Source organism: Patescibacteria group bacterium (assembly GCA_041665585.1).
In the GTDB taxonomy this organism is placed as follows: domain Bacteria; phylum Patescibacteriota; class Gracilibacteria; order JAHISY01; family JAHISY01; genus JAHISY01.
The window spans coordinates 102,031-124,268 of the sequence record JBAYIN010000002.1; the positions used below are offsets into that span (position 1 = coordinate 102,031).

Sequence of the window (22,238 nt, forward strand, 5' to 3'; positions counted from 1 at the left end):
CAAATGCAATTCAAATATACCGCTCGCGACAAAAAATCCGCGGAAGTCACCGGCCTAATCACAGCAACGAGCAAGCTCGAAGCTGCCGACCGATTATTCAACGAAAGACAATTGAATGTCATCAGCCTCGAACAACTCGATAGCAAAAAAGAGAAAACTATCTCTAAAAAATCCGAGTTCGAACTTACTACAGATAAGCAGAATCAAAGTTTAATCTCCAAAATCAACCACTTTTTAATTCTGCACACAAAGGTCACAGCTAAAGATAAAGCTGTGATGTTTCGCTTGTTGGCAGTCATGATCAATGCAGGCCTCTCAATCGTCAAAGCGCTTAAAATTCTATCGAAACAAAGTGAAAATCCAAAACTGCGACTCGTACTCACTGATGTCGCCATGCGCGTCGAAACCGGCGTACGATTTTCTGACGCACTCGCTGAATACGACGACATTTCTGCCGAATCGGAAATCGGTATGATTGCGGCTGGCGAAGCCTCTGGTCAGCTCAACAAGACATTACTTAATCTTGCAACCGAAACAGAAAAATCAGCCAGCTTGCACCGCAAAATTAGATCGGCCATGATTTACCCCGTGTCAGTTTTGACAGTTTTAACCGGCGCAATCATCCTCGTCATGACAATGGTCATCCCCAAGCTCGCTGAACTTTTTGAAAGTGCCGGAACGGAATTGCCACTCGCAACTAGGGTTTTGGTAAAAGTTTCTGAGTGGTTTGTCGGGGAAACTTTCATTTTACCGAACTGGATGCTCATCATTGTCATAATCATCGGTGGCATCATCGCGCTAGGAGCCTGGAAAAAAACTCCGCTCGGAAAACTCAGCTGGGACCGTTTCCTACTCCACCTACCAATTTTTGGACCAATGATTCAAAAAGCAGCACTCGCTTCTTTCGCACGCCAGCTTGCCCTACTTTCTGATTCAGGAGTGCCGATTGTGCGCACGCTCGAAATCACCGCCAATGCTGTTGGTAATGAGGTTTATCGCATGCGTCTGATTGACACGAAGGAAGATGTCGAACGCGGCATCACAATTCACAAAAATATCGAGAACGATCCGCTGTTTCCTGAGCTCGTCGTGAGCATGATTGCAGTCGGCGAACAAACCGCCCAACTCGGCTTGGTCGCTCATAAAGTTGCAGAATTTTACGATGAAGAAGTCGACACTTTCGCCAAGAATCTTTCGACTATCATGGAGCCGCTCATTATCGTCGTGATTGGCACACTCGTCGCCGGTCTCGTAGCCGCCATCATGCAGCCAATCATGGACATGACTGACATCGCGTCGAAAGCGTAAATACAGCCATGGGTAAATTAGTTAGGCTTCAGTTGGAACCTCAGCCAAATCCTGCATCGAAACGAACCGAGATTGCAGGGGTTATTCAACTTAGTTCGAGAAAGCCAAAATCAGAACAAGCTTACAAACTGTTTGGGCTAGAGAAAATTCCCCTCTCGGCGAGGAAAAATTTTATTTTCCGCGAAATCGATCCTGCTGTTCTAGATCGACTAGATACCCAATCTTGGAAATGCGGAGATCTCGAAGCAATCGAAGCAAGGGCTTTTACAGAAAACGCCACTTACAAAACTTTAAGAAGATTTATCAAAGATTTAAACACCCAGCAGTTTTTCAATTATCTATTGCAGGCAAAAATCGAAGAATTTACGCCAGCCCAAGTTCAGGCAGTCCTAGATGAAATCGATGAGCGAAGTTAATCTTCCAGCTTCTTCTCTTTGCTGCATTTCAGGCAAACAAGCTTTTGTTGTTTGCCGAGTTTTTTGACGACGACTCCCCCACATTCACACGGAGTTTTTTGCGGCTCGTCCCACGAGGCGAATTTGCAATCGGGATAATTGGTGCAGCCCCAAAATTTCTTGCGCGTTTTCTTGGCGAATTTTTCGGAGATTTCGCCTTTGCCGCAGTCGGGACATTTGATTCCCATTCCGCTAGCCTTCTTCTCGATGAATTTGCAGTCGGGGTAACCCGAGCAGCCGACGAACATGCCGAAGCGCCCGCGCTTGACCGAAAGCGGCTTGCCGCACTGCGGACAAGTTTGCCCGGCGATTTTGGCATTCATTTCGACTTCCGCCGCTTCCTGTTTCTTGTCGAGCGGCTTGGCGTTTTTGCAATCCGGATAGCCTGAGCAGGAGAGGAATTTACCGAAACGCCCGAGCTTAATCACCATCGGCTTGCCGCACTTGTCGCAAATCTCATCCGTCGTCTCATTCACGACATCCTCTTTTTTAATCGTCTCAGTCTTAGTCTCAATCTCAGCGTGAAAGGGTTTGTAAAATTCGCCAATCATCGCATTCCACTTCGAATTGCCTTCAGCGATTTCGTCGAATTCCGCTTCCATCTTCGCGGTGAATTGGAGATCGACGATTTTCGGAAAATGCTGCACGAGGAAATCATTCACGACCTTCCCTGTATCAGTCGGCGCAAGCGCACGGTCGAGCTTCTCGACATAGCCGCGCGTCTGAATCGTGGAAATCGTCGGCGCATAAGTCGACGGTCGCCCGATGCCTTCGGCTTCCAATTTTTTCACCAACATCGCTTCAGTGTAGCGCGCCGGTGGCTTCGTGAAATGTTGCTCCGATTTCAGCGCGAGCAGCTTTTGAATTTCGTTTTCGAGAATCTCCGGCAGTAATTTTTCGGAATCCTCCGCCGCTTCCTCATCTGAATCGTAGCCGACGGAATACGCCGCGAGCCAGCCGGCGAATTTCACGACCTGACCCGTCGCGCGAAAAGTGTAATTCTTGGCGGCGATATCGACGCCTGTCTGATCGAGCAGGGCGTCCGCCATTTGGCAGGCGAGGAAGCGTTGCCAGATCAATTCGTACAAACGCCACGCGTCGTTTTCCAATTGAGCCTTGAGCGCTTCCGGGAAACGCGCCGGGTCCGTCGGACGAATCGCTTCGTGCGCTTCTTGTGCGCCTTTCGCTTTTTTCGTGAATTTGCGCAGCTCGCTCGGCACGAAATTTTTGCCAAATTTTTCGGAAATAACTGAGCGCGCTTTTTTCACCGCCGACTCCGCGAGATTGGTGGAATCGGTACGCATGTAGGTAATCAAACCTTCGCCGAGATCTTCGCCTTCGTAAAGTTTCTGCGCGAGCATCATCGTCTTCTTCACGCTGAAGCCAAGCTTGCGCGCCGCCTCCGCCTGCAGCGTCGAAGTGATGAAAGGCGGTGCCGGATGGCGCACGCGCTCCTTGCGGTCGATTTTCGCGACGCGGAATTCCGCGCCCCGGAGATCGAGCTCGACTTTTTCCGCCTCATTTTTCCTACTAATTTCGGCTTTCTTGGCATCAATCTTCGCCAGCTCCGCGAAAAATTTATCACCGCGCGGCGTCTCGAAATGCGCACCGACCGTCCAGTATTCGACCGGATTGAAAGCTTCGATTTCGCGCTCGCGCTCGACAATCAAACGCACCGCGACGGACTGCACGCGTCCGGCGGAAAGACCGTAACGAATTTTTTTCCAAATCAGCGGCGACAATTCGTAACCGACCAAACGGTCGAGCACGCGTCGCGCCTGCTGCGCGTCAATCAAATTGCGGTCGAGTTCACGCGGAGACTTAATCGCATTCTGAATCGCCTCTTTGGTGATTTCGTGAAAAACGATCCGCGGCGTTTTTTTGGTCTTCGGAATTTTGAGCGCAGCGAGCAGATGCCACGCGATCGCCTCACCTTCGCGATCCTCATCAGTTGCCAGAATGATTTCGTCCGCCTTGTCCGCCAGTTTTTTTAATTCGGCAATCACTTTCGTCTTGTCCGCCGAGACGATGTACTCCGGCAGGAAGCTGCCCGTCTCGATGTCGATGCCCATTTTGGATTTCGGCAAATCACGCACATGTCCCATCGACGCACGCACTGTGAAGTCTTTGCTGAGAAATTTGGTGATCGTCCGCGCCTTCGCAGGAGACTCGACAATGACAAGTTTTTTCATTTGAAGGATTATAACGATAATAGAAAACTTTAACGATTAGAAAGATAAAAGTGTTTTGAAGATTATAGAGGCTTTTTGAAATTCATGAATTGCGTAAATAAATAAGCGGTCATGTTTATCAAATCAAAAAAGAGCCCGAGGAAATCCCTAAGGCTCTTTAAAGCTCTTTCTAATCTTTACAATCCTTCGTTCGATTCCGCTGAAAGTTTTTTTTACAGCCAATAACCAATGTAAGAGAGATAACCACCCGCCGCGAGTAAAACAATCATCGCGATTTTCATCACAATCCCATTTTTGACAATCGGATTGGAGATTTTGAAAAGCAGATTTGGGACAATGAGAAAAGTCGCGCCCTTGAGAATAGCCGACCAACCGACGAGAGTAATCACACCCGCCGCGGACCATTCCCAGATATTGTGATTGTTGACGATGAGCAATCCCATGACCATGATGAGAATCCCCGTGAAATAAATCAGCCCTTGATTCGCCTCGAAGTCTTTCAGGATTTTTTTGTAAAACTTCGGATGCGCGATGAACCCAATCGCCGCCGCGATCATGACTGGCCCGATGATTTGAGCGAGTGCTGTGGTGGTCATTTTTAAGGGGGTTAAATAATGAACACATAAATTGTACAAGAAATTTGGTCGAGCTGGCAAATGAAAAACATTTAGAAACGTAGAGTACCGCACGACCTGCGTGAAAAGTGAGAAGGCAAGAGAAAATTACTGCACTACTCTTAACTCACCTAGGGCTTTTTCTGTAAGTACATACGGCTTCCTCGCACCAATCTTTTTAGCGGTCACAATTCCATCCTTCTCGAGTTTATGTAGATCATGAAGTGCCGTTATGTAAGTGACGCCTGTCATCGATGTAGCACTTTTAGCTGTTAGCGTATTTGATTGTTTTTTAAATAGATATTTAACTATTGATAATTGACGATCATTAAGCACATATTTATCAGAAAAAATTTTCCATACGAATTTTGTCTCTTCAATATCTTGTAAATATTTATGAAAATCATCAAGTGCTTGATTTATTTTTTGCAAGTTGTAGTCGATAAAATAGGTCAGATCAAGATCATCCTGCTCACTGAGGGTATATGCCATTACATACTTAGCGGGTGACTGAATAATAGCTTTGGAAATCGGAAGCAACGAAAAAATACTATAGCCGTGTTTAATCGCATACCAATAAAAAAGGGCTCTAGCTAGACGACCATTGCCATCTTGAAAGGGATGCAAATATCCGACCCAGAAGTGCAAAATAATTCCTCTAATTAAAGGATGGATGAATTTTTTATGTGAAAGTTTATTATTGGCAAAATCGATTAGTCTTGACAGCTCTTTCCTTAGGAAGAGTTCTTTTGGAGGAATGTGGTAAATTTTTCCGTCCTTTTCTACAACGATTTTATCGTCATCCTTGCGGAGCTTTCCTGCGACCTTAACCCAATCTTTTCTTGTATTAGCTATGAGCGTTTCGTGTATTTCAAATAAAACATCTAAAGATAAATCTTTACTGGAATATTCGCTACGAATTTTTTCAATAACAGCATAATTATTCGCAATCATTTGCTCACAATAATTTCGTGGTTTACGACCTTCTCGAAGCATTCTTTTAGCAACTTCTCTCGTGGTTGCCGCACCCTCCATTTGCGAGCTTGCAATAGCTTCCTCCATAAGGCTATTTATTAAAATCTGTTTTCGATTTTGATGTGGTTGTTTTTTTGTTAAAAACGAATCACCATAACTCATGTCTATTTTATGAAGTAACTCCGGCATGTAATCAAGCATCTTAAAGCTATAAAATTTACCGCCCTCATCTTTAACGATTCCATTCACCCTACCGCTATTGCGTTCAAGCTTCACGAGTTGCCAAAGATTATCAGCTGCAAAATTTTGGGTAGGTAGCGCTTCCACTTTATAAATAAATTTACTATAAGAAAGGTAATTTGCCCCACTAGCATCTTCAATCAGTTTTCGCTCTTGAATAAAATTTTCCGTACCTGAAAACCATCCTCTTAAAAGTTCGAAATTCGGCTCTACCTTTAATGGTTTGCGAATATGGAAAATATTTGACATTTCAATCATATTAAATACATTTGTAATTTTATATAAATTTTATATAAAAAGCAAATAATTTTTAATACATTTTTATTTTTAAACTTATTCCAGCGGCAACTCAATCTCAATCTCCTCCTCCGCCACTTCCGCCAGCGGCACCGCATCCGAGTATTCCCCGACTCGCTCGATCTTCGACTCTAGGCGCTGGTAACTCGAAACCGTGTCGTCCATGTTCTTCTTCGCGTTATTCAGATGCTTGGCGGTGAGCTCGAGATTCGCGCCAAATTTCCCTGCCTCAGTCTTCACTCCCGCGATCAACGCCAAAACTTTCTTCGCATTTTCCTCAAATTTCTCCGACTGGAAGGCGATCAAGACAACGCGCAGAAAGTAGAAGAAAGAATTCGGCGAGACGAGCTGAATATTTTTGGCGCGGGCATAGCGCGAGATCTCGGAATTTTCCGAGGCCTCGTTGTAGATTGATTCGGCTGGCAAATAGAGCACCGCGAAATCCGTCGTGCCTTCCTCTGGTCGAATGTATTTCTTCGCAATCGCGTCGATGTGTTTTTTGCAGTCTTTCGCGAATTCCCGGCGAAAAGTCTCGGCGATTTTTTCGTCCGCCGCCGTGCGCATTTTCTCGAAATTCTCGAGCGGAAATTTGGAGTCAACCGGAATGTTGCCATTCTTGGTTTCAATAATCGCATCGACCGCCTCCCCGCCCGCGAAGGCGAATTGGAGTTTCCACTTCTCGCGCGGCAGTGCCTCCGCCAGCATTTCTTTCAGTCCTTCCTCGCCGAGATTCCCGCGCCGTTTGGAATGTTTGAGGAAGTTCGTCAGCGATTCGACCGAGCCGCGAATCTCCGCCATCTTGCCGAGCTCACCTGAAACTTTGGCGATTTCGCGCGCCGCACCGTCGAGCCGTGCGTCGAGCTTCTTCGTATTGTCGGTTAATTTTTGATCAACCGAGTCATTCAGATTCGCGAATTTCTTTTCGAGCAAATCGAGAGTTTGCAAAGTCGTCTTCTGTGTCTCGCCTGTCTGGTGGTGAATTTCTTTGCGTAAATTTTCAATCACATCGAGCATCAATTTTTGCGCGTTGTCTTCGCTCGGCTTCGCGAGCTCCGCAAATTTTTTGGAGACGAAAAAAGCGAGAGCAACGAAAGCCAGCAAAATCGCACCGGCGAGCAAAATTAAATAAGTTTCCATTTGCGAATTTTAACACGCCTAGAGCTTGCATTTAGCGGCAAAACAATTATAATTTACGCAATGACAAACTCATTCTGCGCTGCCGAAATGATGCAATTCTCTAACTGAGAGGTTGCTTTTTGCGCGCGGAAAATTGGCAACCTCTCTCAGAGAGGTTTTTTTAAAAAAATTTCCAAGAGATATAAACTACCAACTACCAACTACCAACTACCAACTACCAACTACCAACTACCAACTACCAACTACCAACTACCCAATGCCAATCAAAATCCCCAACCAACTCCCCGCCAAGAAACTACTCGAGCGCGAGAATATTTTCGTCATGCCGGAAAAACGCGCGGCGAAGCAGGACATCCGTCCGCTCGAAATCGCCGTGCTAAATCTGATGCCGACCAAAATCGAGACCGAGACGCAGCTCGCGCGTCTGCTCGGCAACTCGCCGCTGCAGGTCAATCTCACCTTTCTCACGACGGAAAGCTACCGCCCGAAAAATATTTCTGAAAAGCACCTCGTCAATTTTTACCAGACTTTCGAAGGCGTAAAGACGCGCAAATTCGACGGACTAATCGTGACGGGCGCACCAGTCGAGCTACTCGACTGGCAAGAAGTGAAATACTGGGACGAGCTGAAGCGGATTTTGGACTGGAGCCTGACGAATGTTTATTCGAGCCTTTTCATTTGCTGGGGCGCGCAGGCGGCGTTGCAACATTTTTATAAAATCCCGAAACACAAACTGCCGCGCAAAAAATTCGGCGTCTTCCTCCACAAAGCCTGCAAAAAAAATGCGATTCTCCTGCGTGGTTTTGATGAGAATTTCTGGGTGCCCGTCTCGCGGAATACCGAAACGCGCGAAGCCGATCTACGCAAAGTGAAGGATCTCGAAATTCTCGCTGACGCGAAAGACGCCGGCATTTACCTCGTGCGCAATAAAAAGCTGCGCCAGATTTTCGCGTTCAATCACGCCGAGTACGACCGCGAGACTCTACAAAAGGAATTCGAGCGCGACCGCGCCAAAGATCCGAATTTCCCCGAGCCGGAGAATTACTTCGACGCCAAAGGTCAGCCGCAAATGCGCTGGCGTGCACACGCCACGCTACTTTTCTCGAACTGGCTGAATTATTATGTCTATCAGGAAACACCATTCGATCTCGAAAAACTTTAACTTAATTCCCCGCTCATGACTCCAAAAAAATTATTCCGAAACTCACTACTGAAAATTTTTAATTTTTGAATTTTTAATTTTATAAATAATGCCTAAATCCAAATTTTTAAAAATTAAAAATTGAGATTTATTTAAAAATTATAAAATTACAAAATTAAAAATTGAACCAGCCCCCCCAAAAAAAAATCTCACTATTCGAAACAATTATTTAATTCCCTAAAAATGACTATCAAAAAGAATCTCCATCCCGAGACGCTCGCGATTCACGCCGGTCGCGCGAAAAATGCAGCGAATGCTTGCGCGACACCGATTTACCAAACTGCGAGTTTCGATTTCGGCTCGACCAAAGAAGCCGCCGATCTATTCGCGCTGAAGAAAGCTGGCAATATCTACACACGCATGGGCAACCCAACGACCGCCGTGCTCGAGGAACGCATCGCCGCGCTCGAAGGCGGCTCGGCCGCAGTCGCGACTGCGAGTGGCATGGCAGCGATTTCTTTGGCAATTTTAACTTTGGCGCAAAAAGGCGATCACATCATTTCCTCGACCGCACTCTACGGCGGCACGGAAACTTTGTTTCGCCACACCTTGCCGCGCTTCGGCATCGAGGTCGAATTCGTCGAGAAGCTCTCTGCCGCGAAATTGGAAAAATTGATTCGAAGAAATACGCGCGCAATTTATTTCGAGACGATTGGCAATCCTGCGGGCGAAGTTCTCGACTTCGCGGAAATCGCCAAGGTCGCGAAGAAATTCAAAGTGCCCGTCATCGTCGACAATACTTTCGCACCGGTGCTGTGCCGACCGATTGAATTTGGCGCGAACATTGTCATTCACTCACTCACGAAATGGATTGGCGGTCACGGCACTTCGATTGGCGGCATCGTCGTCGACGGCGGCAATTTCGATTGGAAAGTGAATCCGCTCTTCGCGCAAAAAGACCCGAGCTACCATGATTTGCGATTCGCGAGCCTCGGCAAAGTGGCTTTCGCGACGAAAGCGCGTGTCGACGGTCTGCGCAATCTCGGCGCCTGCCTCTCGCCTTTCAACTCTTGGCAATTTTTACTCGGACTCGAAACGCTCGGATTGAGAATTAAAAAACATTCGGAAAATACGATTGCGCTCACGCAATTCTTGGTCGACCATCCGAAAGTCGCCTGGGTGAATTTCGTCGGACTACCGACTCATCCTTTCAATGAAAACGCGCTGAAATATTTCGAGGGCGGCTTCGGTTCGGTCTTCACTTTTGGTTTGAAAAAAGGACGCACCGCCGGCAAAAAATTCATCGAGTCGGTCAAGCTCGCAAGTCACCTCGCGAATGTCGGCGACGCGAAAACACTCGTCCTGCATCCCGCCTCGACTTCACACTCGCAACTTTCGAAAGCAGCGCTCGCCGCCGCCGGCGTCAGCGAAGAAACGATTCGCGTCTCGGTCGGACTCGAGCACATCGCAGATATCCGCGACGATTTCGAGCAGGCTTTGGAGAAGTGCTGAGAATGTAGAAACATTGCGCAACGAAATCCCCCTCAGTCCCCCTTTGCGAAAGGGGGAGGAAGCCAGAACGAAAAATTTTTCGATTTCAAAAATCTCCGCAAGTTCAAGTTTATAAATGAACCGTCCATTTTTCTATTAACTCAAATATGTGGTTCGAATTACAAATTCGAACCTGCACAGCAGAAACCGAAAAACGTAGAAACGTTGCATGCAACGTTTCTACCGAGGCAGAAATTATTACTCCGCGCAGCCTTCACTTTCACTTTCCGCCGCCAAAGCCTCTTCTTCGATATCCATAATTTTGCGCGTCGCCCCGATTTTTTGGAGAAAGGAAATCACGGGCTGCGGCAGATATTTTTGCAAGTCTGAGCCTTTTTTGATTTCCTCACGGACAATCGTCGCCGAAATGGCGTACTTCTTTTTCGGTTTGATAATTTTCTTTTTGCCGTCTTTGCGGAAAAGCTTCTCGACGCGCGGATTGTCGGTAATCGCGACCGACTCGAAATCTTGGCAGGTTTTGATGACATGCTTGACCCATTTTTCATCGTCGTCGATGTCTGGCAGCGGCACGACTTTGAATTGTTCCGGCTTCACGCCGAGCGACTCCAGCGTCTCCTTGACCATCGCGTGGCGTTCACCGACCGTGAAAGGATTTTCGAGCGTGCGGAATTTGTCACTCGATCCGACCACGACCAAAACCTGGTCGAATTTCGGCAGCAAGTCCTGAATCACGGAGAGATGACCGCGGTGAAAAGGCTGAAAGCGACCGATGAAAGCGACGCGTTTAACTTTTTTTGGAGGCATAAAAATAGTTTTCTGGAGTCCAATTTTAGCAGAAATTCTCGGAAAATGATTTATTTTATCTCGATGGTATTACGACCGGAAATAATCGATTTGCCACTCGCGTCACGCGCTTTGAAATAAATTTCATACTTGCCGACTGCCAAATCCGACCAGGTCGCGGTGAAGGTCAGCGTGCTCGGGCTGGTGACCGTCGCGAAGGTCTTGCGCTCGCCACTCGCGAGATTGCGCGCGATGAAGTCGACTTCAGTCGGCGTGAAATTCGCACTATTGATCTGGGCAATTACATCGATGAAATTTTTTTGCACGGAAATCGTCGCGCCATCGACCGGGGAAATGATGGTGGAACCCTCAGCATCGGCGCCGCCTTCTGTGACTGTGAAGCTGACCGACTCGCTCACGGAACGCCCGGTCGTGTCCGTCGTGTCGACGAGCAAAGTGTGGCTACCAAGTCGCGTGCTGGAATCCAGCACAATCGGCACCTCAAAAGGCGGATATTCGATTTCGGAAATTTTCGAACCGTCGAGATAAAAATCAACCTTCGCGATATCACCACCAGCGTCGAAAGCCTCGGCGCTCGCGAGCAAAGTCGTGCCGCGCGCGACTTCGGAATTCGCAGTCGGCGCTGTGATGCGAACGGTCGGCATTTGCGTATCTTCACCGACAATGACATCGACCGTCGAAGTGCCGGAATAATAGAGCTTGTCAAAAACCTTGGCAGTAATCTTCACATGATCCCCGTCGTCCAATTTTTTGGGAATTGGAATCACACCTTTCCATGGCGCCGTCGTCGCTGTCACGACCAATTCGTCGTCGCGGTAGTATTCGACTTTTTCGACATCATTCGGCGCAGTGACATCGACCCACACGCCAATCGTCGATTTTTGGACGGTCGAACCGGAAACCGGCGAGACAATCGTGACTGTCGGCGCGAGCTGCGCGGTCGCAGCGGTGTGGACATCGTCAGTTTCGGTCGGCGGCAGCGCAATCGCAGAATCTGCGCCATAAACTGATTTGACCCAAGCCTGCACTGGATTTTCCCAGGCTGAATCGTAGGGTCGCTCCGAGTGCAGATTTTCAAATTTGCGCAGCTCAATCGCCGACTCCGGCGTCAGCGCACTCGGCAATTTGCCGCTCACACGATCGACTGCAATTTCCATGAAAGAATCATCGACCTCGAGCGGCGTGGCTGTATCGATGAAAGTCTCCGTCACAATTTGGTCAATCGGCGTCGAAGACGAGGCCAATTTGCCAGTCAGACGCGAGACGCTGCGTTGCACGATACCCTCTGGGATTGGGAAATTTTTGACCGGCAAATCTTCGTGTGCCGCTTTCATGAAACCCATCCAAATCGGACCAGCCGAAGCGAATCCGCCGCCACTCATATTCATCGGCGTGCCGTCGTTATTACCCATCCAGGTCGCGACGGTCATCTGGGGCGTGTAGCCAATCGTCCACACATCACCCGGCAGAATCGATTTTTCGGAAATCTTTTTGTTCGCCGTACCCGTCTTGGCAGCGACCGGTCGACCAGGCAGCGTGAGATAAGAATTCCAAGTACTCGGGCGCGAGCTCGGATCGGAAAGCATGTTGGTCATCAGATAGGCAATGCCCGGATCGAGCACGAGTTCTTTTTTCGGGTCAGCGAATTCGTCAATCAGATTACCGCGTGCATCGGTAATTTTGAGAATCGGCGTCGGCGGGACAGCGTAGCCGCCATTCGCGAAAACGGAATAACCCTGAACCATCTCGAGCATGGGAACTTCCGGCGCGCCAAGTCCGATGGTCGGACCGTAGCGTTCGTCGGATTTCACACTTGCCAAACCCATTTCGTGGGCTGTTTGGACGATTGGCAATTCACCCGCCAAGATTGCCATTTTCACCGCCGGAATATTGCGCGAACCACCCAGCGCGCGCCGCATGGAAATCGGACCGAGGAAAGTTCCATCGTAATTTTTGGGTGTGTATTCATCCGTCCCTCGACCGAAATTGGTTTCGACATCCCAAAAAACCGAAGCCGGAGCGTAACCCTGCTTGAGTCCCGTCGCATAGACGAATGGTTTGAAACTTGAACCGGGCTGGCGCGGACGCGTCGTCAGATTGGTCGCGCCGTCACTGCCTTTGCCATCTTCCCCGACTGTCTCGAAATAATCGCGACTGCCGACCATAGCGAGAATCTGTCCGGTCGGGTTATCGACGGCGAGCAGCGAAGCATTCGTCGCATCGAAGCGATTCACACCCCAAGTCGCTGTGCCATCTTCATTTTGCTTCTCGGGAAATTGCGCCGCGACCAGCTCCTCGGCTTTGCTCTGCAAATTGGGATCGAGTGTCGTGAAGACACGCAATCCGCCGCGCTCGACCACATCCTGACCGTATTTTTCCTCGAGTAAGTCACGGACATAAAAAACAAAATGCGGCGCGCGAATCGATTCGTGGTAAGACTGGAATTTCAAATTATTGGATTCCCGCCAGGCTTGCGCGAATTCTGTCTTGGAAATGTAACCGAGACTGAGCAAGCGATTCAAAACATAATCTTTGCGACCGGGTGTGTAGTCCGGATCGTCAATCGAAGTGCAGGCTGAAACGAGCTGCGGCTCAGTCACCGCATCTTCCGCCAACTCAGCAGAATCGGAATTTTTAGTTTTGGAATCTTCGACCGCAACCAAATCTTCCGGACCAGCTGGAACTGGTGGCTTGGCGCAACTACCCATCAAGAGTTCACGATCTTGTCCGTACGGTGAATAGCGACTCGGCGCCTGCGGCAAACCAGCGAGCACCGCCGCCTCCGCCAAAGTCAGCTCCTCCGCGTTTTTATTGAAAAAAGTCTGCGCTGCTGCCTGGATACCGTAGGCGTTATTGCCGTACGGAATGCGGTTCAGATACATCGCGAGGATTTCTTCTTTCGAAAATTTATTTTCCAATTTGAGCGCGAGCATCAATTCCTGGAGTTTGCGCCAGTAAGTTTTTTCGGGAGAAAGATAGGCGTTTTTGACGAATTGCTGCGTAATCGTCGAACCGCCGCCGATGAAGTGACCGACGCCCAGCTCACTCAGCACGGCGCGAATGATGCCGTCGACATCGAAACCGGGGTGCGAAAAAAACTTGTCGTCCTCCGCGACGGTCGTCGCGACTTTCACTGTATCGGGAATTTTTTCGTAGGGAATCTCGAAACGATTTTCATCGCCGTGAATCGTGTAAAGCTCGCCGCCTTCGCGGTCGTAAATGATCGTGGACTGACTCGCGAAAAGTGCGTTGACATCGTCGATGCTCGGCAAAATCGGTGACAACACGAATTGTCCGACCTGCAAAATGAAAAGGACAATCCACACGCGCAGGAACCATGCGACGACGAGCAAACCGGCGGAAAGTCCAAGCCAAGTTTTCCATCTGCCGTCACCGTGATTTTGGATTCGCAGCCGAATCCGCCTCAAAATTGAGGCCTTTTGAGAATTTTCCATCGCGCGCTATTTTATCATTTTTTGGAAAAATCTTCGGCTTATGCCAAACCCGGTCTCAATTTTCGACCCAGCCCTGCGGCGGCTCCAAGCTCCAGACATAACCATACTGTCGCCGCAATTCCTCCAGCTGCTGACAGAAAAAAGAATCTTTGAGCTCTTCCTTCGAAGCGGCAAATCGAAAATGATTAGCGCCAGAACTTGGCTTAACGGGAAAAAAATAAATCGTGACTGGCGTCTCTTCAGAATTCTCTTTGTCGGTTCTCATAACAAGCCAAAATTAAAAATCGGGACGCTACTCTAAACCTCAATTTTAATTTCGCCAAATTTTATTCAGCCCTCACCAAAAAATCCTCGGCGAAATTATCCGTCATCCCGGCGACGAAATCCGCGACGACGATTTCGGGCGGGTCGATTTTGAGGCGACGCGCGAATTCCGGCGGGAGCAAATTTTGCTGCGCGTGAATGGTCGTAAAAAGCTTTTCCAAAATGTCCGCTCCGCGATTCGACAGCTTGGCAACCGCCGGCGCTAGGTAAAAATTTTGCCGCAAGAACTGGCGCAGCTCGACCAAATCAGCCTGCATTTTGGGAGAAAATCCGACGAGCGGCTCAGCGAAATTTCGAACTTTGGGTAGCGAATCAATCGCGTGCTTCTTCAGATTCTGGGCGGAATTTTCGAGCAAATCGCGATTAAGTAAATCGATGATTGCCGAAACAGCGCGGTGATTGAAAGCCTCGGTTGGTAATTTCGCGTCAACTTTTGCGAGCGCTTTTTGCCACAGATTCAGATTTTTCAAATCTTCCCGCGTGAAAATCCCGGCGCGCAAACCGTCCTCGAGATCGTGATTCGTGTAGGCGATTTCGTCCGCCAGATTCACGATTTGCGCTTCGAGTGAAGGCTGCGAGTCTATTTTTTCCGGCGCATCGTAAATCGTCGCGTGTTTCGCCAAACCGTCGAGCAAGTCGAGCGTCAGATTCAAGCCCTCGGAATCGGGATATTTTTTTTCGAGTATCTGGAGAATACGCCGCGACTGCCGATTGTGTTCGAAACTTTTGCCGAATTTTTGCAGCAAGGAATCAAGCCGATCCTCGCCAGCGTGTCCGAAAGGTGTGTGTCCGAGATCGTGCGCGAGCGCAATCGCACCAGCGAGATCTTCATTTACTGCGAGATTACGCGCGAGACTGCGCGAAATTTGGGAAACTTCGAGTGAGTGCGTGAGCCGATTGCGAAAATGGTCGCCGTGACTCGCAACGAAAACTTGAGTCTTACCTTTCAGTCGGCGGAATGCTTTGGAATGGATGATGCGCGCGTGGTCCCGCTGAAACTCCGTGCGAAATTCATCGCGCTCGTCAGGAAATTCACGCCGCGCTGCATCAGCGAAAGTCGCATATGGCGCGAACCAAACGCGTTCGCGTTTTTCGAGATCACCGCGTTTCAGAAGCACGCGGAAATTTTAGCAAGAAAAATCACAATCGAATCAAGCCGCTCTAGCTAAGCCCAAAACTTCAAACTGCCAAGTTTTCTGATTTAATTTTTGATAAGTCTTAGACAAATCCGGAACCTGAAAGTCGGGTGAGATTAGCAACAAGCTGGCGACCTGATTACGCAAGAACGAACTAATCTGCTCACCAGAGTCGAGAGCTGACAATAAAACTCCCAAAACTTTCAATGCCTGGGCGTGTTTTTTAGCACGCAGTTCCTGCAATTCACGCTTGAGAGACAAACGCGCCTGAATCGTCTCAGGCGAGGCACTTTGAGGAACCTCTTCAAACGAGCTTGCTCTTGGCTCTGAGTCAGCAACCTTTTCAGACTGTCGATGAGCTTGATTTTCTAATTCTTGCAGATGGGATATGGCTCCCTCCAAATCGCAGTGCCCACCAAATAAATTGGCGACTTTTTTCAAAAGCGCGCGCTGCTGAGATTCATTAAAAGCGGCAATCTTTTCGGGAGTCTGAGAAACAAACCGATTTTCGGGATTCAAGAGATCTTCCCGTCTAGGCGGTGGGGAGTAGCTGTACTTCATAAATTTTAGATTAACGGTTCATTATTTTAACAAACAAGTTTTCAAAGTCAAGATACTGTTTCAAAACAAAAAGCTTGTCTAAATTTTCGTTCGGACAAAGTCCTCGCTACGGTCGTCGCGAAAACCATGCATCATTCCAACCTATATTTGGCACGAATCGCTGCATCTCTGGGGAACGTAGTTCCCATACTTTTTCTACTCTTATTTCCGGCGCCAGTCGCGGATGATCGCCAAAAACTCTGTCGGCAATAGCTCGGCGCCCTTCAACTCCTGCGGAATGCGGATTCTTGGACAAAGCCTCTTTACTCATAGTCTCAAATTAACAAGTCAACATTTTGACATAATTTTCTTGGATTTTCATCCAAGCAAGCTCCCCACAAACTTCGCATTTCCCCGCGCGAAATCCGCCGCCACGAGAACTTTCTTGCCGGCGAGCTGAACTTTTCGCAATTCGAGTGAACCGTCACGCGTCGCGACGAAAATGTGTTTCTCCGCGACGAAAACTTCGCCCGGTTTTTTGCCCGGAAATTTTGGCGCCGTGGCGAATTCGACGAGCTTCAGATTTTGCTCAGCGAAAATCGTCCACACGCCCGGCCAGTCGAAGAATGCACGCGCTTTGCGCAGCAAAAATTCGGTCGCATCTTTCTGCCAATCAATTCGACCGTCGGCTTTTTGAATCTTGCTACAATGCGTCGCCTCCACTTCGTTTTGCGGAGTCGCAGTAATTTCACCAGCCGCAATTCTTTTCAATACCTCGGGAAATTTTGCTCCGCCAAGTGTCGCCAATTTGACGGCAAGCTCGACTGAATTTTCATTTTTGAGTGGAATGGTGAAGCTCGCGAAGAGATCACCCGCATCCAACTTCGCCGAAATTTTTTGGAAACTCACGCCAGTTTTTTGCTCACCCGCGAGAATCGCCGACTGAATCGGCGACGCGCCGCGAAATTTGGGCAGGAGCGAAGCATGCAGATTGACGCAGCCGAAACGCGGCAGTGCCAAAATCTCGCTCGGCAAAATCTGCCCGAAGGCGACGACCGCGAGAAAGTCTAAATCTTCGGGTAAATTCGCAGCGGTTAATTTATTTTGCTCGACTGGCAAGTGAAATTTTTCGGCGAGAATTTTAACTGGCGGTGGCGCGATTTTTTGTCCCCGACCGACCGGTCGATCCGGCTGCGTGAAAACTTTTTCGATTGTAATCTCTGAGTCAGCGAAAAGATTTTCAAGCGATGGCAGCGCGAAATCCGGAGTCCCCGCGAAAGCGATTTTGAGTTTTTTGCTCATTGTTAAAATTTTAGCTTAAACTAAAAACCAGTGAACCAACGACTCAAAGACTTAACAACCTTTCGAACCAATGACCAATGACCTTCCGAACCAATGACCGATCACTTTTAAATCTTAAATTTTCAATGACCTTCACCCGCCGCGAACAACTCGAAAAACATTTGGAAAAAATGATTGGCGCAATCGTGCCGCGCTTTTTTCCGCTGAAAAAATTTGGCTTCGTGAGTGTCGCCTATGTGCGAATCGCCAGCGGACTCGACTCCGCGAAAGTCGGCGTCGCCATCGAGCGCAATTCACATCAATTCGATGAGTTCGCGAAAAAGGTAATCGGCGAAATTCAACGCGAAGTGAACGCCAATTTGCCGCGCAAAAAAATCCCCAAAATTATTTTGGAAATCGATAGCACGAATGCACTCCTCACGAAAATCGCTTCACTCGGAGTTTAAAAGAAATTTTCAAATTTACGGAATTTACAAAGAAAATTCAGACTCAAGTCTCAACTCAAGTTAACCCACCAACCACTTAAGTGGTTGGCTAACGACAAGCGTGTATAGCTAACAAACTATAATTCCAACATAATCTACATACTTCCTAACCATGCCGTTAACGGCATGGTTAAAAATGTACGCGTGTTGTTTTGCAGTTGCTTAGCTATCTCAAGATTTAATGCTCAAAAAATTAAAACGCTGAAAATTCCATCACTAGCATTCCTAACCCCGGAATTAATTCCGGGGTTAGGAATGAGATGGATAAAAAATTAAAAATTACGGGACTTGAAAATTCGAAAATTTCCCAATTCTAATTTGAAATTAGTTTCGAAATTCGCGTAATCAAAATCCCAACCAATCAGTGGCAGTGAAAACTCCGGCTGATTTTTTCGCGAGCAACCACTCCGCTGCTGCGACTGCGCCAGTCGCATAATTGTCGCGATTTTTGCCAGAATGAATCAGCTGAATCGTCTCGCTCGAACCGTCGAAAATAATTTCATGAATCCCGACGACTCGACCAACCCGAGCCGAGGAAATTTGCAATCTATCAGCTGGAATCGGAAGAATCTCATTGTCGAGCATGACTGATTTTTTCGCCGGGAAATTCGCGAGAATTTTCGCAGCGAGTTCTTTCGCCGTGCCGCTCGGCGCGTCCGCCTTCGCGGTATGATGCGTGTCGCGAATCGCGACATCGAAACCTTGACCAGCGAGAAGCTGCGCCGCCTGCGCGACGATTTTGTAAAAAGCTTGCACGCCGACGGAAAAATTTCCGGCGTACAAAATCCCAACTGAATTCTTTTGCGCCAGCTGCTCCACCTCGGGTAATTTTTCGTACCAGCCCGTCGTGCCGACGACTGTGGGAATTTTGAGCGCGGCGAGTTTTTGCAGATTCGCGATGACGACCGTGGGATGCGTGAAATCAATCGCGACTTCCGCGCCGTTTAGATTGGCAGCAGAAATTTCGCTCGCTGTCGCCTCGGGCGCCTGAGGGTCGATCTTCGCGACAACCGTGTGCTGCGCTGAATTAGCCGCGATTTCAATCGCGCGACCCATCTTGCCGAAACCAATAATCGCAATTTTCATGCCCTAATTGTAATCCCAGCGACCGCATACACAAAACCAATAATATCTAGATTGCCTTTTTGCAACAATAATTTAATTTGTTCTGCGGCAAAACATCCGGCGCAAGACACCTGGTCTGGACTAAAGGCGACCTCCGAAATTCCCCAGTACTCAAACATTGTCGCGACAGCTTTATCTAAATCCATCGTTTTTGAAAATCTGGCGACATCCTCACTCAACGCTTTTTCGACAGCCACCCGAACCTCTCCGGTCGAGATAGAAATAACTTCGCCAGTTCCAATATTTTCAATTCGCATTCCAAAAATCAAAAATTACAGTTCTCAAGCTGCGATATTCTCCAGAGCTAACTCAGCATCATAATCGCCAAGCTCATCAATCGATTTAGTCAGACCACCCAAAGTTTGACCTTCTTGTCCTAGGAGCACTTTAATTTCACCAGCAACGGCAAAAGCAAAATCTGGAATTCCCAATTTTTCAAAAATTCCTATAGTTAATTTATTTAAGTCTCGAGAAGCTGAAGTGCGACCATCCAGAGAATAATTATCAAAAGCGCCAAGATTTCCCTTGGCAAGACTTAAGACCTCAGCTTGTTGCCCAGCATCAAGCGTACTGAAAACAGTCCGACGAACTTTTGCCAAGTCTATTTCGACAACTCGACCTTCATGATTTTGATCGAAAAATTTCATTTCTAAAAAATTATAAGGTCGTATTTTCAAGCAAAAACGATTTTAAGTCAAGCTCTTTCGCCCGAATATTCTCAGAATTACGAGAGTGGTTTTACTTCTTTTTCCTGCGAAGTTAAACTCTCACCTGCTTCCTAAAATTCTTTTGATGAAAACTCCCTCGCGCCGAAACGGACTTTCGACGCTGCTCGTCCTCGCGCTGATTGCCGCGAGCGTTTATGTTATTTTTGGTGAGAACGGAACGGCGATAACCGAAGTGCCAATCACGACTGTACAGCAACAATTCGCGGCGAATGAGATTAGCAAAATCACCGTCAATGGCACGGCGCTCACGATTGAGCTGAAAGACAAGACAATCGAAAAATCGACGCGCCCGGCCGGCGAGACTTTGAAAGATCTCGGACTCAGCGATCCGAAATCGGCAGTCGTCATCGAGGCGATTGATTCGACCGGCTCGGATTTTTGGCTGAATGTAATTGCGGGAATTATTCCCTTTGTGCTGATCGCCGCATTTTTGGTTTACATGATGCGCCAAGCGCAGAGCAATAATCAGGGCGCGATGAATTTCGGTCAATCGCGCGCGCAAGTCTCCGACAAGACGAAAAACAAAACGACTTTCGCGGATGTCGCCGGTGCGCACGAGGCGAAAGAAGAATTGGTTGAAATTGTCGACTTCTTGAAAAATCCGAAAAAATATACCGCGATGGGCGCGAAAATCCCGAAAGGTGTGATGCTCGTCGGTCCTCCCGGCACTGGCAAAACCTTGCTCGCCCGCGCAGTCGCCGGCGAAGCGAATGTGCCGTTCTTTTCAATCTCCGGCTCGGAATTCGTCGAAATGTTCGTCGGCGTGGGCGCGAGTCGCGTCCGTGATTTATTTAAGAAAGCGAAACGCAATGCGCCCGCGATTGTTTTTGTCGATGAAATCGATGCGGTCGGACGCGCGCGCGGGACTGGCATGGGCGGCGGACACGACGAGCGCGAGCAAACTTTGAATCAAATTTTGACGGAAATGGACGGCTTCGAGACCGGCACGAATGTCATCGTGATCGCCGCGACCAATCGTCCCGATGTCCTCGACCCGGCACTGCTGCGCCCTGGTCGCTTCGACCGCCGCGTCGTGATCGACATGCCGGATATCGGCGAACGACTGGAAATTTTGGGCGTGCATTCGCGCAACAAACCGCTCGCGAAAAATGCCGATCTCGAAAAAGTCGCGCGCCAAACTCCCGGCTTCACCGGTGCCGACTTGGAAAATCTTTTGAATGAAGCTGCGATTCTCGCGACGAAACGCGGACTGAAAACTATTTCCCAATCCGAGCTCGAACACGCCATCGAAAAAGTCGCGCTCGGTCCGGAGAAAAAATCGCGCGTCCTGACCGACGACGAGAAAAAAATCACCGCCTTCCACGAAGCCGGTCACGCCATCGTCTCGCATGTCTTGCCGCACACCGATCCCGTGCACAAAGTCTCGATTGTCTCGCGCGGCATGGCGCTCGGCGTCACTTGGTATCTGCCGACGGAAGATCGCCGCCTGGAAAGTGAATCGCGCTTCCACGACGAGCTCGCGAGCCTGCTCGGTGGACATGTCGCCGAGGAAATGGTTTTTGGCGAAGTGACGACTGGCAGCTCGAGCGACCTCGAACGCGCCAGTAAAATCGCGCGCGCGATGGTGACGAAATTCGGCATGAGCGATCGGCTCGGTCCGGTCATTTTCGGCAGCAGCCACGGCAATGTATTTCTCGGCAAAGACTTGATGCACGAACGCGACTACTCGGAAGAAATGGCGAGCAAGATTGACGACGAAGTGCGCAAAATTATCGAAACTGCTTACGCGACGGCGAAAAATGTTTTGCTAAAAAACAAAGCGAAACTGAAAAAAGTTGCCGAGAGATTGCTCGAAATCGAGACACTCGACTCAGCTGAATTTGAAAAACTTTTCGGTGCGAAAAAAGTAACTGTTGAATTAACTATTAAAATTTAAAAATATGTCTCCCGAACAAAAAGATATTCTTACCTCAGAAATCTTCAAACGACTTAAAGAAACTTTCAGACTAATGTTCGTCCCATTATGGAAAGAACAGCGTGAGAAAAAAGATAGCCGACCTAAATAATCCAAATGCTTCTCCTTTCTTCCGATCACGCCGGGTTTGAACTCAAAAATTCGCTGAAAAATTTTTTGACCGAACAAAAAATCGCTTTCGAGGATCTCGGCTGCGATTCGCCGGATTCCTGTGATTATCCTGACTTCGGGCACAAGTTAGCCGTGAAAGTTTTGGAGAATCCGGACAATCGCGGTGTCGGCATCTGCGGCACTGGTCTCGGCATCTCGATGGCGCTGAATCGTCACGCCGGGATTCGCGCAGCGCGCTCCGTCTCGGTCGAAGACGCCGAGCTCTCCCGCCGACACAATGATGCAAATGTCCTCGTCCTCGCCGGCCGCCAACTCGATGCAAAGTTGGCGACAGAAATGCTTGAGAAATTTTTGGCGACAGAATTCGAAGGCGGTCGTCACGAAGCACGCGTGCGGAAAATCGAGATTGCGTAGAAACGTT

The 22,238-nt window shown here is 48.5% G+C and carries 20 protein-coding genes; 7 read left to right on the plus strand and 13 right to left on the minus strand.

All coding sequences use genetic code 11. From position 1 onward, the window contains the following. Positions 1-3: 3 nt before the first annotated feature. Both WCV72_01795 and WCV72_01800 read left to right on the plus strand, forming a co-directional pair. On the plus strand, positions 4-1,308 hold the full coding sequence (locus WCV72_01795; protein ID MFA6458105.1) for a type II secretion system F family protein: 1,305 nt from the start codon (positions 4-6) through the stop codon (positions 1,306-1,308). Between the two features lie 8 nt (positions 1,309-1,316). Next, entirely contained in the window at positions 1,317-1,724 is a 408-nt protein-coding gene (locus WCV72_01800; GenBank protein ID MFA6458106.1) for a hypothetical protein, read from the plus strand. Here WCV72_01800 and topA read toward each other — a convergent pair. The 4 genes from topA to WCV72_01820 form a co-directional block, all read right to left on the minus strand. Continuing rightward, complete coding sequence (gene topA, locus WCV72_01805; GenBank protein MFA6458107.1) at positions 1,721-3,955, minus strand: type I DNA topoisomerase; 2,235 nt, start codon at positions 3,953-3,955, stop codon at positions 1,721-1,723. The two genes, WCV72_01800 and topA, sit on opposite strands and share 4 nt — an antisense overlap. A gap of 212 nt (positions 3,956-4,167) precedes the next feature. Further along, positions 4,168-4,551: a hypothetical protein gene (locus WCV72_01810; protein MFA6458108.1), complete on the minus strand. Its 384-nt coding sequence runs from the start codon at positions 4,549-4,551 to the stop codon at positions 4,168-4,170. A gap of 126 nt (positions 4,552-4,677) precedes the next feature. Beyond that, positions 4,678-6,033, minus strand: a complete 1,356-nt coding sequence (locus WCV72_01815) for a Fic family protein (GenBank protein MFA6458109.1) — start codon at positions 6,031-6,033, stop codon at positions 4,678-4,680. 84 nt (positions 6,034-6,117) lie between these two features. Beyond that, the gene (locus WCV72_01820) at positions 6,118-7,218 is read right to left on the minus strand and encodes a DNA recombination protein RmuC (GenBank protein ID MFA6458110.1); all 1,101 of its coding nucleotides are present in this window, start codon (positions 7,216-7,218) and stop codon (positions 6,118-6,120) included. Positions 7,219-7,474: 256 nt separating this feature from the next. Between WCV72_01820 and metA the strand changes: the two genes are divergently transcribed. After that, positions 7,475-8,380 carry a homoserine O-succinyltransferase gene (metA, locus tag WCV72_01825; GenBank protein ID MFA6458111.1) on the plus strand — a complete coding sequence of 302 codons (906 nt, stop codon included), beginning with the start codon at positions 7,475-7,477 and terminating at the stop codon, positions 8,378-8,380. A 222-nt stretch (positions 8,381-8,602) separates the two neighbouring features. Next, positions 8,603-9,871, plus strand: coding sequence for an O-acetylhomoserine aminocarboxypropyltransferase/cysteine synthase family protein (locus WCV72_01830; protein MFA6458112.1), 1,269 nt, complete (start codon positions 8,603-8,605; stop codon positions 9,869-9,871). A gap of 237 nt (positions 9,872-10,108) precedes the next feature. On the opposite strand, the gene WCV72_01835 is transcribed toward WCV72_01830, so the two are convergent. The 6 genes from WCV72_01835 to fmt all read right to left on the minus strand — a co-directional run bounded on the left by WCV72_01835 (position 10,109) and on the right by fmt (position 17,432). Continuing rightward, complete coding sequence (locus tag WCV72_01835) at positions 10,109-10,675, minus strand: nicotinamide-nucleotide adenylyltransferase (protein ID MFA6458113.1); 567 nt, start codon at positions 10,673-10,675, stop codon at positions 10,109-10,111. Positions 10,676-10,725: 50 nt separating this feature from the next. After that, positions 10,726-14,130: a transglycosylase domain-containing protein gene (locus tag WCV72_01840; protein MFA6458114.1), complete on the minus strand. Its 3,405-nt coding sequence runs from the start codon at positions 14,128-14,130 to the stop codon at positions 10,726-10,728. A 55-nt stretch (positions 14,131-14,185) separates the two neighbouring features. Continuing rightward, positions 14,186-14,395, minus strand: a complete 210-nt coding sequence (locus tag WCV72_01845) for a hypothetical protein (protein ID MFA6458115.1) — start codon at positions 14,393-14,395, stop codon at positions 14,186-14,188. 61 nt (positions 14,396-14,456) lie between these two features. Further along, complete coding sequence (gene dgt, locus WCV72_01850) at positions 14,457-15,572, minus strand: dNTP triphosphohydrolase (GenBank protein MFA6458116.1); 1,116 nt, start codon at positions 15,570-15,572, stop codon at positions 14,457-14,459. A gap of 33 nt (positions 15,573-15,605) precedes the next feature. Then, positions 15,606-16,151: a hypothetical protein gene (locus tag WCV72_01855; GenBank protein MFA6458117.1), complete on the minus strand. Its 546-nt coding sequence runs from the start codon at positions 16,149-16,151 to the stop codon at positions 15,606-15,608. A 357-nt stretch (positions 16,152-16,508) separates the two neighbouring features. Further along, positions 16,509-17,432: a methionyl-tRNA formyltransferase gene (gene fmt / locus WCV72_01860; protein MFA6458118.1), complete on the minus strand. Its 924-nt coding sequence runs from the start codon at positions 17,430-17,432 to the stop codon at positions 16,509-16,511. A 125-nt stretch (positions 17,433-17,557) separates the two neighbouring features. Between fmt and WCV72_01865 the strand changes: the two genes are divergently transcribed. Beyond that, complete coding sequence (locus WCV72_01865; GenBank protein ID MFA6458119.1) at positions 17,558-17,878, plus strand: hypothetical protein; 321 nt, start codon at positions 17,558-17,560, stop codon at positions 17,876-17,878. Positions 17,879-18,262: 384 nt separating this feature from the next. On the opposite strand, the gene dapB is transcribed toward WCV72_01865, so the two are convergent. Genes dapB through WCV72_01880 form a run of 3 tightly spaced genes read right to left on the minus strand, consistent with a single transcriptional unit; the run spans position 18,263 to position 19,689 of the window. Further along, positions 18,263-19,003 (minus strand): 4-hydroxy-tetrahydrodipicolinate reductase, encoded by a 741-nt coding sequence (gene dapB / locus WCV72_01870; protein ID MFA6458120.1) that lies wholly within the window; start codon positions 19,001-19,003, stop codon positions 18,263-18,265. Beyond that, on the minus strand, positions 19,000-19,299 hold the full coding sequence (locus WCV72_01875; GenBank protein MFA6458121.1) for a hypothetical protein: 300 nt from the start codon (positions 19,297-19,299) through the stop codon (positions 19,000-19,002). Before WCV72_01875 ends, dapB begins: the two co-directional genes overlap by 4 nt. A 24-nt stretch (positions 19,300-19,323) precedes the next feature. Then, positions 19,324-19,689 (minus strand): hypothetical protein, encoded by a 366-nt coding sequence (locus tag WCV72_01880; GenBank protein ID MFA6458122.1) that lies wholly within the window; start codon positions 19,687-19,689, stop codon positions 19,324-19,326. Positions 19,690-19,834: 145 nt separating this feature from the next. Between WCV72_01880 and ftsH the strand changes: the two genes are divergently transcribed. Then, the gene (gene ftsH / locus WCV72_01885; GenBank protein MFA6458123.1) at positions 19,835-21,667 is read left to right on the plus strand and encodes an ATP-dependent zinc metalloprotease FtsH; all 1,833 of its coding nucleotides are present in this window, start codon (positions 19,835-19,837) and stop codon (positions 21,665-21,667) included. A gap of 135 nt (positions 21,668-21,802) precedes the next feature. Further along, positions 21,803-22,231: a ribose 5-phosphate isomerase B gene (rpiB, locus tag WCV72_01890; protein ID MFA6458124.1), complete on the plus strand. Its 429-nt coding sequence runs from the start codon at positions 21,803-21,805 to the stop codon at positions 22,229-22,231. The last annotated feature ends 7 nt before the right edge of the window (positions 22,232-22,238 follow it).